Annotated in this window: 11 protein-coding genes and 1 pseudogene; 8 read left to right on the forward strand and 4 right to left on the reverse strand. The window is 39.9% G+C overall.

Features of this window, described 5'->3' with window-relative positions:
- Positions 1–80: 80 nt before the first annotated feature.
- From AOM43_RS02155 to udk, 4 genes are all read left to right on the forward strand, one after another.
- A complete protein-coding gene (locus AOM43_RS02155) occupies positions 81–869 on the forward strand; it encodes a hypothetical protein (protein WP_059358835.1) in 789 nt (262 codons plus the stop codon).
- Complete coding sequence (locus AOM43_RS02160; protein WP_006342305.1) at positions 866–1,717, forward strand: hypothetical protein; 852 nt, start codon at positions 866–868, stop codon at positions 1,715–1,717. The genes AOM43_RS02155 and AOM43_RS02160 overlap by 4 nt, the downstream gene beginning before the upstream one ends.
- An 8-nt stretch (positions 1,718–1,725) precedes the next feature.
- Positions 1,726–3,966 carry a primosomal protein N' gene (priA, locus tag AOM43_RS02165; protein ID WP_059358837.1) on the forward strand — a complete coding sequence of 747 codons (2,241 nt, stop codon included), beginning with the start codon at positions 1,726–1,728 and terminating at the stop codon, positions 3,964–3,966.
- 192 nt (positions 3,967–4,158) lie between these two features.
- Complete coding sequence (udk, locus tag AOM43_RS02170; protein ID WP_226987366.1) at positions 4,159–4,773, forward strand: uridine kinase; 615 nt, start codon at positions 4,159–4,161, stop codon at positions 4,771–4,773.
- Between the two features lie 32 nt (positions 4,774–4,805).
- Here udk and AOM43_RS02175 read toward each other — a convergent pair whose 3' ends face one another.
- Positions 4,806–5,696, reverse strand: a complete 891-nt coding sequence (locus AOM43_RS02175; protein ID WP_013924546.1) for a hypothetical protein — start codon at positions 5,694–5,696, stop codon at positions 4,806–4,808.
- A 660-nt stretch (positions 5,697–6,356) separates the two neighbouring features.
- Between AOM43_RS02175 and AOM43_RS02180 the strand changes: the two are divergent.
- Positions 6,357–7,666: pseudogene (locus tag AOM43_RS02180) on the forward strand (putative Na+/H+ antiporter).
- Between the two features lie 51 nt (positions 7,667–7,717).
- Here the strand turns inward: AOM43_RS02180 and AOM43_RS02185 are convergent.
- Both AOM43_RS02185 and AOM43_RS02190 read right to left on the reverse strand, forming a co-directional pair.
- The gene (locus tag AOM43_RS02185; protein ID WP_006342311.1) at positions 7,718–8,062 is read right to left on the reverse strand and encodes a hypothetical protein; all 345 of its coding nucleotides are present in this window, start codon (positions 8,060–8,062) and stop codon (positions 7,718–7,720) included.
- A gap of 124 nt (positions 8,063–8,186) precedes the next feature.
- A complete protein-coding gene (locus AOM43_RS02190) occupies positions 8,187–8,885 on the reverse strand; it encodes an SIMPL domain-containing protein (RefSeq protein ID WP_013924544.1) in 699 nt (232 codons plus the stop codon).
- Between the two features lie 219 nt (positions 8,886–9,104).
- Between AOM43_RS02190 and AOM43_RS02195 the strand changes: the two genes are divergently transcribed.
- Both AOM43_RS02195 and AOM43_RS02200 read left to right on the forward strand, forming a co-directional pair.
- Complete coding sequence (locus tag AOM43_RS02195) at positions 9,105–9,860, forward strand: hypothetical protein (RefSeq protein ID WP_013924543.1); 756 nt, start codon at positions 9,105–9,107, stop codon at positions 9,858–9,860.
- 15 nt (positions 9,861–9,875) lie between these two features.
- The gene (locus tag AOM43_RS02200; protein ID WP_006342314.1) at positions 9,876–11,396 is read left to right on the forward strand and encodes a carboxypeptidase M32; all 1,521 of its coding nucleotides are present in this window, start codon (positions 9,876–9,878) and stop codon (positions 11,394–11,396) included.
- Here AOM43_RS02200 and AOM43_RS02205 read toward each other — a convergent pair.
- A complete protein-coding gene (locus AOM43_RS02205) occupies positions 11,393–13,642 on the reverse strand; it encodes a hypothetical protein (protein WP_059358841.1) in 2,250 nt (749 codons plus the stop codon). The genes AOM43_RS02200 and AOM43_RS02205 overlap by 4 nt on opposite strands.
- Positions 13,643–13,879: 237 nt before the next feature.
- Here AOM43_RS02205 and AOM43_RS02210 point away from each other — a divergent pair, with 237 nt between their 5' ends.
- A complete protein-coding gene (locus AOM43_RS02210; protein ID WP_059358844.1) occupies positions 13,880–15,253 on the forward strand; it encodes a DUF4135 domain-containing protein in 1,374 nt (457 codons plus the stop codon).
- Positions 15,254–15,256 lie beyond the last annotated feature (3 nt).

Raw genomic sequence — 15,256 nt, forward strand, 5'->3', positions numbered from 1 at the left:
ATGATTATTTCAGGCACAATTGGCGCATCTTTTGTTTGAATGAAAAGCTTTGATTTTGTGGGATCTCTGAGGATTACGTGATGCATCAACCAACAAAAATCTCCTCACATTTAAAAACACCTGCTCCGGCCCATTTTTATCACCGGACGGACAGTTTATTGTTTCAATTTATTTTATGCGAATTCATTGCTGTTCATCGCGAAACTGAATTGATGAAAAACACCATGCTCAAAATGCCTCAATCAGAATCAACTTCTGAAGAGGAATTTACCTCTTTTTTAAATGCATTCACTCTGACGGCTCGTAACTTATCAGGTTCAGCCCAAGAACAGATGCGTTTTTTCGCGTGGAATTTAGAAGTAGGAGCCTTAACGAAATTGAGAAATTATTGTACGTTCTTCTCTCAAAATAAAGAAGATTCGGATAAGGCACCTATCCTGATGCAACGCTATGCGAATCGCGCTTGGCTGCTTTGTTTACAAGCTTTAGATTATGTGCGTGTTCTCCAACATAATCTGGTGGAGCCGATCTTGCCCATTGAGAAAATTCCAGAAACAAAAAATCTCTTGATCCTCACTGTAGAAAAAATATTCGGCCAAATCCAACGTCTGACCCGTCTGATAGCGCGCGTTTCTTTAACCTTTAGTCGGGATGAAAATATTTTATTTTACATTCTTCAGCAAAAAGAAGAATTTGATCAAATTTACGAAAAGAATTTTGTGAATAAAATTTTCGAAAAAATGTTCCAAAATGGGGTCCCTGAAGCGGGTCAATTTTTGCTCCAAAAATATGGAGAGCGAGGATTCTTTGATCTTCTCCCCCTCATTGCGAGCAAAATCACGGACCTACAAGTCGTTGTTTTAACATGATGGATATTGAAAAACAGTTTGCTGACCTTTTAACTCTCACTCAATTGTATGTGTTTCAAGAGCATCAGCTAAAAGATTGGACACTGGCGGAATCACAGGCTTTTACATATTTTAAAAAGCGGGCACAATCCCAAAAAGAGGCTAAACTTTCCCCAAAAACAGCACCAATCAATCCCTCTTTTACTCCCCTCCCCATTGCAGCGACTACTCCACAGGCCCCTCCTAAAAAAAAACCTTTGTTATCTGCTATTCTTGCAAAAGAAGAAAATAAGACAACTTTAGCTAAAGAATCAGAAGCCTCACCTGCAAAAACTCAGGCAGAATGGCATTTAGAACTTCCGCCAACTCCTACGGCCGATTCTTTTGAGCCATTTCATGCGGCGTTTCAAAAACTTTTTCCTGCGAGAACTCTGACAACACATATTCCCGATGATGCGGAAGCTAGACAGAAAAAAGAGTTATGGAAACTTCCTCAAAGCTCTCCTGCAGTGATTATTCTTTCATTTGGTGAACCCTCTAAGCTGTCTCTTTTTCTGCAAAATTTAGCAAAAGCCATTGAACATCTTGTTCCACAGCCAGTTGAAATACGTTCCGCTTTTTCCATTGAAGCTTTAAATGAGTGGAGCGCTCTTTTTCAATCTCAAGATTTACGCCTTATCATTGCAACAGATGCTGGAATTCAAAGCTGCCCCCAGCTGATCCCTTTTTATCGAGAAACACAAAAGCAATCCCGCCACTATTTAGATCGCATCCCCCTACTTTTATTGTCTGATCTCTCTTTATACTTAAAAGAACCCAAGCTAAAGCTTTCGTTATGGCAAGTCTTGTGTGAAATGTTAAAAAGCTGAAGGCTCCTGTGAAACCCCAAAAATTTACGAAATATGCAGCCGTCATTCTCGATGTTGCCATTGAAAAGACGCTCGATTACGGAATCCCTGAAGATTTAGTTCCAGAAGCTAAAAAAGGGGTCCGGGTTGAAGTTCCTTTGCGTGGCAGCCTACGAAATGGCTACATCATGGAAATCAAAGAAACTGCAGATTATGCAAGAGTATCCCCTATCCAACGCATTTTTCCAGATGTTCAAATTTCGGAAGACCTTTTCGAGCTCGCTTTATGGATCTCTCGCTACTATTTAGCTCCCCTATCGCAGGTTTTCAAAATTCTTGTCCCCTCTAGCATTCGCAAAGACATGCAGCATAAGCAACAGCTATTCGTCATGCGAAAGCAAACTCGTGAGCAATTAAAAGAGGTGTGCGAGACCATCCGCAACAAGCACTCCGCTCAAGCTGCGGTGCTAGATGAGATGCTACTAGTCAAAAAAGGGATTCTACTTTCAGAGCTCTTAGAAAAAACGGGTGGTTCGCGAAGCCCTGTCGATACGTTGGCGGCTAAGGGATACCTTCTTGTCGAACCCGTGCGCATCGATCGCTCCCCTCTGATTGGAGAAGAGTACCTCTTAACAAAACCCAAAATTTTAAGCGCAGAACAACAAGAGGCTTTTACCAAAATCGCGCATTCTCTTGAGGCTGGTATTTTTCAAACGCATCTTTTATACGGAATCACTGGCAGTGGTAAAACGGAAGTCTATTTACAGGCTATTGAAAAAGCCCTGCAGATGCAAAAAAGCGCCATTATGCTTGTTCCAGAAATCTCATTGACTGCCCAAACAATCGAACGTTTTAAAAGCCGTTTTCCCGATAACATCGCCATTTTACACCATCGCTTAAGTCATGGTGAGCGTTTTGATGAATGGCATAAAATCCGACGGGGCGAGGCTCGCATTGTAATTGGAGCACGTTCTGCTGTATTTAGCCCTGTCCCCAACTTGGGCTTAGTGATTGTAGATGAAGAGCACGAGCAGTCGTATAAGCAACAAGAAGAATCTCCTTGCTACCATGCCAGAGACATCGCAGTCATGCGAGGCAAGATCGCTCAGGCTACCGTTCTTTTGGGAAGCGCTACCCCTAGCATCGAAAGTTACTACAATGCAATCAAAGGAAAGTATGTTATCAGTCTTTTAAAAAAAAGAGCCGAATCGTCCTTGCTTCCTTCTGTCACAATTGTCGATATGAAAAGGGAGTTTGAAAAAGCAAAAGGATTTACCAACTTTTCTGAACTCCTTCTAAATGAAATTGAAAAGCGGTTAACTACGGGTGAACAGACAATCCTTTTTCTAAACAGACGTGGCTACCACACCACCCTAACATGCCCAAGCTGTCAAACAGCAATAAAATGCCCACACTGTTCGTTAGCTCTCACGTTTTATTATTCGCGCAATAGCCTCTCCTGCCATTTGTGTGATTTTACCATCTCCCCTCCACCGTCCACGTGCCCCAACTGCAAAAAAGATACTCCCATGAAATTCCAAGGAGTAGGGACAGAATTAATCGAACGCTCTTTGCATGCGATTTTTCCGGATATTCGAACGATCCGGATTGATGCAGATACAACAAAACACAAGGGCAGTCACCAAAAGCTCCTGCGAGACTTTGGCACAGGCAAAGCCGACGTTTTGATCGGGACGCAAATGATCGCCAAGGGTTTGCATTTTTCTGAAGTGACCTTGGTGGGTGTTTTAAATGGCGATGCCTCTTTAAATATTCCCGATTTTCGCTCCTCTGAAATTGCCTTTCAACTGATGACGCAAGTTGCTGGTAGGGCGGGCAGAGGGATCACACAAGGAAAAGTGATCATCCAGACCCATATTCCAGACAATTTCACAATTCAACTGGCTTCTCAACAAAACTATACAGCCTTCTTTGAAGAGGAGATTTCATCACGCGAGTTATTTAATTTCCCCCCCTTTAGTAGTATGGTCAAGCTGAATTTTTCAGGTTCAAATGAAAAAGAAACTCTCGAGTTTTCCCAAATTTTTCGCAGCAAGTTGCAAACGAATCTCCCCGAAATATTCGTTTTAAGCCCTGTCATTCCTTCTGGACACGCAAAAGTAAAAGATCGTTTTCGCTTTCAATTTTTGGTGCGCGGTCCAAGCATCTACGCGGCAAATCAGGCAATTAAAACAACCCTTCAACGTACTTCTATTCCCCATGGGATGAAACTTTTGGTGGATGTAAATCCGCTCACAACCTTCTTTTAAAAAAGTATCTACTGCCTCAATAAAAATGATTGCAATTTTGTCATATAGCCCCTATCACATATGGGTAGGCTGTATCTACGTCGATTACAGCACTAAATGTTGATAATTAGCACCTTTAACTGAGATCACCAGATGTTTAGAATCACTTTTTTATTTTTTTTGATCTTCTCACATCTTTTGTTAGCGGAGCATATGATGATTATTGGAATTGCAGGAGGCACAGGTTCCGGTAAAACACGGCTAGCAAAACAAATTCAAGAAGCTTTTGGAAATCAAGCTTCGCTCATCGAGCAGGATTGCTACTATAAAGACCTCTCAGATTTACCTCTTTCAGAAAGAGCCAAAAAAAACTTTGACCACCCGACCTCGTTAGACTTCGAATTATTGCAAACACATTTGCTGCAATTAAAAGCTTGGCAACCCATCTACAAACCCCATTATGATTTTAAAACACACAGCCGGACCCAGGACACCACCTTGGTTTTTCCAACCAAAATTGTGATTATTGAAGGGATCCTTTTGCTGTCTATTCCAAATATCCGAGAACTTTTGGATTTAAAAATTTACGTGGAAGCAGAAGATGATATACGGATCCTGCGTCGCTTAGAACGCGATATCAAGGAACGTGGAAGAGATTTTACAAGTATCAAAGAGCAGTATTTAAAAACTGTCAAACCGATGCATTCAAAATTTGTCGAACCGATTAAAATTTATGCAGATGTGATTATTCCCAGCCATGGAGATAACTCACAAGCCCTTCAAATGATTATTTCGAGGCTGAAAGACGCTGTCGATATCTCTTTCTAAAAAACGAGGCATCCTAAGATGCCTCGTTTTTTTTAGAGCATATAAGAAAGCGTCCCTAAAACGCTATACGAACGCCATTTAGCCCCATTGAAAGGGGTTGCGCCCTTGCCAAAGATCGAGTAGATGTAATCCATACCATGCCACGTGTTCATGCGTAGAAAATTTCCTTCTAATCCAATTAACCAACCACAATCAAATTGATACTGCGTTCCTAAAGTATAAAACGTCCCTGTGGCATGCGCCTTTTGTCTAAAATCTTTTAAGAAATCCCAGCGTAAATTCCAATGTCCTTGCCCCTTATAATGTGCCCAATGGTATTCAAACGTCCCGTACAAGGTCCAGCTTCCCAAGTAACAAAACAGATCCCCTCCAACCCAGGGTCCATCCCATTTTGCCCGGTAGTTGCTATGTAGATTAGAAATTTTCCCTGGTTCTCCATCAAAATCAATGGTTTGACGTCCATGAAATTGTCTTAAATGGAGTTCGTGATGTGACCATCCGGCTAGTGGAATAATTTTAAGCATTTGGCAAAACCAGGTAGTTTGAAAGCCTATTGCAGCGGATAGATCAAAAACCTCACCTTTACCAGCATCGTTGATTGAACGAGAATATTCTTGCTTTCTTCCACTCTCTAGATAGTCTGAATCTCGATTCTGCCCATGGTAAATCTTCCCATAATCGCCTTTAAAGCGGGCTGTAATTGAACATATAGAAATTTTACCAGTTCCCATAAGATTGTAACTGCATAAATCTTTCCACGTCAGCTCCGATAACACATCTGGATTTCCTCCAGGAGCAGAGATGGACCATCTAAAGCGATCTTCTCGATAGCCCGCACCGATTTTATAATCCAAATCAATCAAAGCGCTTCCATTGGCAAAAAGCATCATTAATGCAATTAATACAACCCAAAATCTACACATAAAATTCCTTTGTTCTATATTCCAATAAATGTGGCATAAAAATTACGCTTTTTCAGAAAAATTTTACAATCAAAATTATTCGATTCGTTTCATTAAATTCCCTTTCAGCCTTCTTTCAGAAGATAAATGAGTCCTTGATTCGAATTCTTCTTTTTCCTTTTTTTTCGAACGCAAAAGTCAGCGCTAAAATAGGGGGCGCAAAAACTGTATTTTTCTCTTTTTTAACGTTTATTCTAATCACGGATATTGCTATTCTGTTTTTGCCAAAGATATGCGAAAGCTGCACTCTTGAAAAAGTGTGTAAAAGGCTAAATAAAAAATTGTTGATTCTTATACGTGGGAAATAGAAAAAGCGCCCAGATTTAACGCCGATCTGTGATGTGCATAGGGCATGTCAAAACAGTATAAGAAAAGACGCAAGGAGAAAAGTAACATTAAAAACTGACAACAGGCTTGAAAAAGTCTAACTATAAAGGGCATTTAATGAAGTGGCTTTGTTTAGTTTTAGTTGCCACGGCTAAAGCAGCGTTGCTTGATGCGCAGGAAGCGATCACATCCACCCCTTGGATATCAGACAGTGAAGAAGGATTCTTTTCTTGTCACCGCTACGAAGAGACTTCAAGTGATAGTTTAGGGCAAGGATTTCCAGATAGTTCTGAGATGACTTCTTTAAGCATCACTGCCAATATTTTGTTAGGAATTGCCCTTGTCTACAATTTTTTATCACGTAAAGTGCTTGCTTTGCCTGATAATTGGCAAAAAGAGCAGGCGACAGAGCAAACCGTCGTTTTAACGCATTCAAAAAATCCCCTCAAGTACCTCTCTCATTATATTAAGACCATCCGACGTGTTTTTGGAATTTGGATTATCCCTCTTATCGCTTCTATTACCTTTCTCTACGATTGGAAAGCAGCTATCAATTTTCTCAATACACGCAATTACACAGAAGCTCTGTTTATTTCGGTTATCATGACCATCGCATCTTCACATCCCATTATGAACCTCGCAGAATCTTTTATTCGGAAAGTCGCTTCTCTCGGGAAAGAATCTCCAGGAGCCTGGTGGGTCTCTCTACTAACGATAGGGCCCATTTTGGGAGCAGTTATCACGGAAGCTGGCGCAATGATTGTGACCTGCTTGTTACTTGCTAAACAATTTTATACACGCCCTGTTAGCCAGAAACTCGCTTATGCCACTCTCGGTTTATTGTTCACACATATTTCTCTGGGAGCGATCATGACAAATTTTTGCACCCCGGTTGACTGGATGCATGCTGAACAGTTAGGTGAAGAAGAAATTCTCACACTTGTTATGTTTAGTTGGAAATCCCTTTTAGCCATTTTTACATCCACCATATGTTATTACCTGTACTTTCGAGATGAATTTGCCGAGTTAGCAAAAAAAGAGCAGCATCGAGTTTCTGAAATTAAAAATTCTGTCCCATGGTGGGTGACAGCAACACATGCCATCGCCTCATTGGAACCATTCTTTGTCTCTATCATCCGACTATCTTTATCTGCATTACATGCTTATTTCTTGTTTTTCATGAAATTACCCACCCCTATCAGACTCGCTTGAAATTGCGCCCTCCCATGTTGGTAGGTTTTTTCTTCTCAGGACTCGTCATTCATGGTGGATTACAAGAATGGTGGATTACCCCCCTACTTGAAAGAGTCGATGCTTTGATGCTGACTGGCGCATCTTATATGTTTGGATCTTTCATTGATGGAGCCACATTAACCTATTTGGCAACCTTGCTCCCGTCCTTAAATGACGCGACAAAATATTCTGTGATTGTTGGAACTCTGGCGGCGGGAGGATTAACTGTCATTGGCCATCCACTGAATTCAGAAAAAGATACCCCACAAAATTCTCACTTTTCCGAAGGGATTTCTCCCAAAAAGCTTTTCTGCGCAGCTTTATTTCCCATGTTCGTGACAGCATCTATCTTCTTTATATTTAGAGTGTAACAAAGCTAGCATTTCCTCAGGCATTTTAAGCCTGAGGAAACTCGCACCTCGTTATCTAAAAATGTGCTGCAAATTAAATGAAAGGCCTGGTCTATAAACAGGAGCCTGTGGGTACACATAGACTTCTTCATAGTATGCATGTGGAAGAACAGCGCTTCCAATGGAGGAAGGATTGACCGGAGATACTTGCACCGGCAAAGGTCGCACTGGCAATACACGAATAGGACGAGCCGCAACAACTCGTCTTTCAACCAACACGGGTTCTGGCTTTGGAGCGACAAAAAGACTTCCTAAATTAATTTGAAGAGAAGTTGATGTCCGGCCTCTCGCCTCGAGCTGGGTAGAACCAATCGCTAAAAGAGTTAAACAAATAGCTAAATATTTTATTATTTTCATGATATCGCACCTACAATATGTAAATTCAAATGGCTGTATGAAAAACTTCCATGCAGCCAAGTGAAATAAATTGTATGCGAAAACACTTATTTTTTAAAGCAATAAATCGTTTAAATTAAGTGAATTAAAGAGTTGAAGAAATTTCATAAATCATAAAGACATTTGCCACAATTTCGACATTTCCCGCTTCTATGGGTGTACTGTCTCCTGCAAAGCTTTTAGTGGATAGTATGTTGTAACGCGGTGTTGGAAAACTTTCACCAGCCGACCCAGAATTCAACTCCAATACACGCACAAGTTTTACACCAGTCGCCTGAGCCAATGTTTGCGCATCCGCCATCGCATTTGCTGCTGCTGTTTGAAGCGCTTCCGCACGGTAAGCACGAACATCCTTCACTGTAAATTGAATGGAATCAATTGAATTGACACCTGCACGATTAGCCGCAGCGATTAAATCCCCCGCTAGCTTCAGTTTTTCTGTCGAGACAGATAAGCTATTTATCACTTCATACCCTTTAATAGTCTGATCAGAATATCTAGGATGAATGTTAAATTGCCCTGTCTTGTATTCATCTTGGGTTAAGCCTACACCCTTTAAAGCTTCAATGACTTTTTGCATTTTTACATTGTTATCTGAAACAGCTTTTTCTGAATTCGCATCCTGCGTCACAACACTGATGCGTACCATCATTTTTTCGGCAGGTTTATGCAGGCGAGCTTCTCCATTAACCATAAGCTTGGCAGGCTCATTTTCTTTGGATATTCCCGTTTGAGCCATTCCAAATGTCAAAAACGCAGCAATAGCATAATTTAAGAATCTCATGATTTTCTCCATGTTTTCTTGGTTTTGTCTCTTTATTGTTTATTAAAAAGTTATTCAAATAACACTTTTTAAACAATTTAGAGATTATTCTGCTATTGTCAGTATACATTCGACTAAGAATTAGAGACAAACCCTAAACGCATTTCTCAATCTATTTAAAATTTCTTTACTTGACCATTTAAAAGATTTATAGTGGAGCACTTTCATGGAGATGAATCTATGCGCGGGTTACTTCATCATTTCATATCTTTTCTCTGTCTATGTTCATTAAGTGGCTGTGGAATTAAGTCAGCGTCCCCCTATGAACCAATGATAGAAAGCATCGAATCACCACCGCAACGCCCCAATCTTTTATTTGCAGAAGAAATGGAAAAAGGGGCTTATAAACTTTTTGTTGATCAATTAGATGCTTCACAACATTACCTCTTGTACGTGCGTGGAAACGTGAATCGTGATACGGATTGCCAAGAGGTTCTCATTCATCCCGATGGAACAGTATCTCTTACGTCTATGCCTGAAAAAAGACTTGTGCTTTCTTTTGAACCCACTCTTTTAGGGGAATCATTTGATGTTTTTTTATTGTCTATGGACAAAACCCTACTAGGCCTCGCCCATTTGATCCCATTTCCTGTAATAAATACGCAGATTGAAGGATATTCAATTCAAGGAGAAATTTTAAACCAAACCGCAGAATGTCTCTTTTTTACAGCTTCCGGCTTTGATCCAGAGGAGGAAGTGTTAATGGCTTCTGGCTTAAATGACGAGGATGGCCATTTAACCAAGTATACTGCCTCAAAAGATGGAATTCTCCGTTTTATCGAAAATCCTGCATATCGAGGCCGCCGAGGTGGAAAAAGAAAACTCCTCATGATAGGTAAAAAACAAAGAATTGAAGCCGAATATTTATGGGGCACAAAACTACTCGATTATTCCCATGCTTTTTTTCAATCTAGAACCAAGTCAGACTCAACATAATAAGGAATTGCTAGCATGCCTGAAGCCACTAATAACTATAAAAAACTCCACGAAATTTCACGCCAGACACGCATTCTGGAAGGGATTGATTCCTTACTGCACTGGGATCAAGAAACCTACATGCCCGAAGATGCAGCTGCAATTCGCGCTGAACAACAAAAAATTATGGCAGGTTTAGTCCACAAAGGAAGAATCGCTAAGCCATTCGTTAATGCCCTGGCAAAGCTCATCGATATCAAAACAGGTAAAGTTCTAGTAAAAGGACTTGGCTCTGCAAAAAATGCGGCTCTAAAAGTATGGCGACGGGAATATTTAAAAGAAACGGCTCTTCCCACTCAATTTGTGGAAGACTTTGCTAAACTGACCTCTCAATCTGTATTGGTCTGGCGCTCTGCTCGACAAGAGAATTCTTTCCGCCGTTTTGCGCCTTATTTGGAAAAAATTATTCAAATGAATCGCAAAAAAGCCGATCTTCTGGGCTATAAAGAACATCCCTATGATGCTTTGTTAGATGCCTATGAACCAGAAATGACCACAAAACGGATAACCCCCATTTTTTCTGATTTAAAACAATTTCTTGTTGGGCTAATCAAAAAGATCCAACAAAAAACGCAAATTGATGACCACTTTCTGTTTGGCAAGTTTTCTGAATCCAAACAAATGGCTTTTAGTCAAAAAATCTTAAAAGGGATGCATTATGACATGCGTCGGGGAAGGCTCGATTTTTCTATCCACCCTTTCTCTTCAGCTGCACACCCCACCGATAGCCGTATTACAACACGCATTCATCCCTCTTCTTTATTAAGTAACGTACGCTCTGTGATGCATGAAGCTGGACATGGACTTTATGAAATGGGACTCCCTATTAACGAATATGGCTCACCTTTGGGCGAACATGCCTCGCTGGGAATCCATGAAAGCCAATCCCGCTGGTGGGAAACGCGCATTGGACAAAGCTTACCTTTTTGGGAACATTATTTTCCGATTCTGCAGAAGGAATTTAAAGAATTTCAAAAGGTGTCATTAAAAGAATTCTACAAAGCTTCCAACAAAGTGGAGCCTACCTTTATTCGCGTAGAAGCTGATGAAGTCACCTACAATTTGCATGTCATTTTACGCTTTGAAATTGAGAAAGCACTCATCGAAGGCTCTCTCCCGATTAAAGAAATCCCTGAGGCATGGAATGCAAAGTTCAAAGAGCTGCTGGGCCTTGTGCCTTCAACAGATGCAGAAGGATGTCTCCAGGATATTCATTGGTCTCTTGGTTCGTTTGGATACTTTCCCACTTACACATTGGGAAATTTATATGCAGCCCAATTTTTTGCAACATTCGAACAAGCATTTCCAAAATGGGAAAAAAGCGTTGCCGAAGGAGAGCTGGAATTCATCAAAGAATGGTTAGAAAAGTCGATTTTCCAATTCGGCAGACAATATTCCAGCTTTGAGCTAGTCGAAAAAGTCAGCGACGCTCCTTTTTCTAGTAAATCCTTTTGCCACTACTTAGAAACCAAGTATAAAGACATTTATCGCTTTTAGATTTCTTCAAAGTTAGAAGGCAATAGAATCAAAGATTCTAAAATCGAGCTTTGGTATAAAGGGCCAAAAACTTGACGAATCATTTGAACAAAGTTTTCATATCCTAGCTCGTCTCTTAAAGACTCAATCGCCCGTATTGTGCTACTCAAACGATTGAAGCGATCAAAGAGCATTTGCCTTTCTCTAATCAATATCGCGGGAGCATGAATGAATAGATCCAATTCATTCATGTCTTCTTCTGACAGCTTAGGCTGTGAAAGTAGTTTCATAAAAGCAAACAGTTTAGCACTTTCTGCGGCACCGACATCTATCCCATCCTTACAAGTAAAACTAAAAGTCTGTGGCTTCACAATTTCAATGATTTTAATCTGCAGGAAAAGTTCAAATATTTCGATAAAATCTAATCGACTTTCCCGTGATAAAACATTTTTATTCGAGAAAAATAAGCGATGGATCGCATCTAAAAGATTGTTCGTAAACTCGGGGAAAAGCGCATTTTTGATTGACGATGGAAAGTAAAACCCTACACCAGAACTTTGCAAGTGCTCTTTAAAATGTTGAATAAAAGCGGAAGCATGGTTGTCATGATGATAAGGGGCTATCTGATGATAAAATTCGGTATCTTTTGGTAGAGTGACGACTGTTAACACAGCAGAAAAGTCAGGATGTCTTTGTAATTCCTCAATCGCATTGGATCGCGCATGTTCCTTCCAAGAGGTTTTATCCTGTAGATTGAATAACAGATGTCCTTTCTGTTGATTATTTTCGTTGTCTAAGTAAGTATAAGAACGCAAAAAAGCCTTAAATTCATCCACGACCGATGCTTTATTGATCACCTCTTGATAAGTGGGAGTTGGTATGCGCGTGTTTACGCAGCGCATATTATCAAAATACACGGTGTATAGAAGTGTGGGAATATTCCCCTGATGCAAAGGATCAAACGAATGATAGCCATCCTCTTCTAAGTTTTCCAAAACTTGAACTAACGGACCGTGTGTATGGGTTTTGAAAACTTTGCTCAAGGCATTGTAATCTTTAGTTAATTGGTTATAAATCTCTGTATGCACATGATTGTTTGTTCCTTTACCACGCTGATTAGCGAGCTCACGAGCTTCAATAATCAAATTTTTTAAAGAGGGCATAAATCCATGAATCGCTTTCACACTTGAAAAAAAGCTGCGGCATAAAAATTGAGCCGTCTCTAGTAATAGGCCTCCCATTTTGTCAAACTCGCCAGGAGGATAGGCAATCAGTTTTTGAAACTCACGGGAATGTAAAGCATGCGATAAATACATTTGAAAGTCTTTAAAATAGCCAACACAACTTTTGGTGGGAGAATTCCGCAAAAGATGGGCGGATTGACCGCACAAAATAAGCGCCATAAATGCTTTTCTTAGGGTTGATATGAGTTCATTATCACGCTGTTCTGCACTTTCTCGGTAAAATAAGTCAAGCCGCGATCCAAACGAGCGCAAGATATTCCGTGCGGCACTATGTACAAAAAGATCAAAGTGGAAGCGCATGTCTGCCAATAGATCATTGCTAACTTTTTCCCCGAAATAATCGCCAAAATCACACAGAAGCTTCACATTCCGGATTAAACGAGGACTAAAAAAACGCGAACCATCTTCTTTTCTTAAAAAGAATAATTCATATTCGGTATCTTTCTTGACCGATTCCAGATCCACAAAGATATGTTTCGTTTTTTGGCCTAATCGACGTTCACTAGAGGGCTTTTCCTCTTTCAAAATATGACGTTTAGCTAAACCTAAGATCCATTTTCCTAGCAATCCATTGTCAATTTTGCGTGCGATATGTGTGAGATAAAATTCTTCAAGATCTTTATATTCTTTGGTTTCTGTTACACTTTCTTTAATCTTTCGGTTAAATAGATGGGTGAACTTATCAAGTTTTTTAGCTGCTTCTCCAACTAAGACCATTAAAGATTTGATTTCTTCAACGGCTTTTTCATCCGTCACATATCTGTAATCAGTTTGATAGAAGTTATGCAAATAGTTTAAAACCACTTTAAAAATGTCTTTCACCATGGAAATTGTTTGATCTGCGTTTTCAGGATGCAGCCAATGAACTGTCTTTAGGGTAATGGGCTGATTTTGAAAAATAAAATCATGTTTTTGCGTGATCCCGATTTCGCGATCGACTTCCAAATCCGCAATGTGTGAAAGTGTCTCTACTGCTTCTATAATGGACAAGCCACCATTTTCGCGCCTTTCGTATGTACTCATTCAAACACCTCTTTATATGCTTTCATTAAAAAAGTATTTAAAGCCTTAATACCATTATCACATTTTTTAAAAATTACTTAAACATTACCAGCCAACTTTATTAAATTATTTACTTTGACTATTTATTTGTTTTTTGATAGTTTTCGCCGATTTACTTTTTAAAGTTTTAAATCATTACAATTAATTAAAATTAATTGTATAATCCTAATAAATGCAACAAATGATAAGGAGGTCCCAATGAATCCTCTTAGTTTAAATCAGGAAGTGCAACAAACAGTCATAGATTCCCCTAAACAGCCTATCTCATCGGATCTCCCTGAGAAACATGTCGAACCTCAGGTGATGTCCTCGCATCAAATGATTAATTTTATCTGCGACAAATTCTTGGAAAGACAAACCATAAATAAGCAAATATCTGAAGCAGAGAATGAGCTAGATGACATTCCTGATCAAAAAAGTGAGGTTGCGAAGAAATTAAAAAGCAAAATCCGGGAATTAGAAAAGAAAGACGAACATCTAGAACAAGCCATGAAAGAATCAGAAGAACAACTCAAATCCCAATTCATAGAAGGTCGAGAGCTCCCCGTCACCCTAAGTCGTATGAATCTAGCTATGAGCGATTCTCAAATTAAATATTTTAAAGGTATTTTAACGAGTAAAATAGGTCTGTGGAAGGCTTTTGAAAGCAGAGCAAAAGACACGATAGAAGAACATAAAGCCACAATTCTTGAACAATTTGGCAATGGCTCTAAGAATTCTGCCGATGTCAAATTTGATCTAAAAGTCCTGGGTGGCGATGACCACAACAATGGCCAATCCCCCCTCCTGGTTACTTTTACGTTTCCAGATAAATCGCCCCTAAAGGTTGTTTATAAACCCAGAAGTGCACAGACAGATGCCGCTATTCTAGATCTATTTGCCAAACTCAATAGTCTGCATCCCGACCTCAAATCCCATGGAGATCTTCCACAATATAAAATTCAGGATATCGATGGAGGGAAGGGTAGTATTTGGGAATTCATTGAAGGACAACCACTCCATACAGAAGCTTCGAGTACTATTAACAAAATACAAGACCAAGATGTTAGGATTAGAGCTGAAGAAAATCTGATCCGACTCGAGCAAATATGCAGTCGTGCAGGGATAACAGATCTCCATATGGAAAATGTTTTACTAACGCGCGATGGACAATGGGTTCCCATAGACCTTGAGGTAGTAGAACCTGGACATGCCACAGGTCTCTTGAGTTCTCAGGCATCTAAGGATCCAAAATTTTCACCAGAATTGAAACAGGATGAGATCATGCTGATCGACAAATTCCTTGATCAGCAGGAAAAACGTGTTTCACGCTATGTAATTGTAGCTACAGCAAGCTTTATTCAGGCAAGCACGGATCCTTCGACAATCGAGCCCATGGCACAAGAAGTTTTGGAAACTTTATCCAAAAACAATGAATTTAAACTTACTGTGGATCCAAAGCAGTTTATTAAACAGTTTAGTGCCTGTATGGAAAAAGGTGATGTCCCCTTTTTCACAAAAAATAGTGACGCGATTTGTTTTGGGCACTTTGCTGAAGAAAACATCATCGCCATAAGAAAACCAAATAAATGATGA

The sequence above is a fragment of the Parachlamydia acanthamoebae genome, assembly GCF_000875975.1.
Classification (GTDB): Bacteria; Chlamydiota; Chlamydiia; order Chlamydiales; family Parachlamydiaceae; genus Parachlamydia; species Parachlamydia acanthamoebae.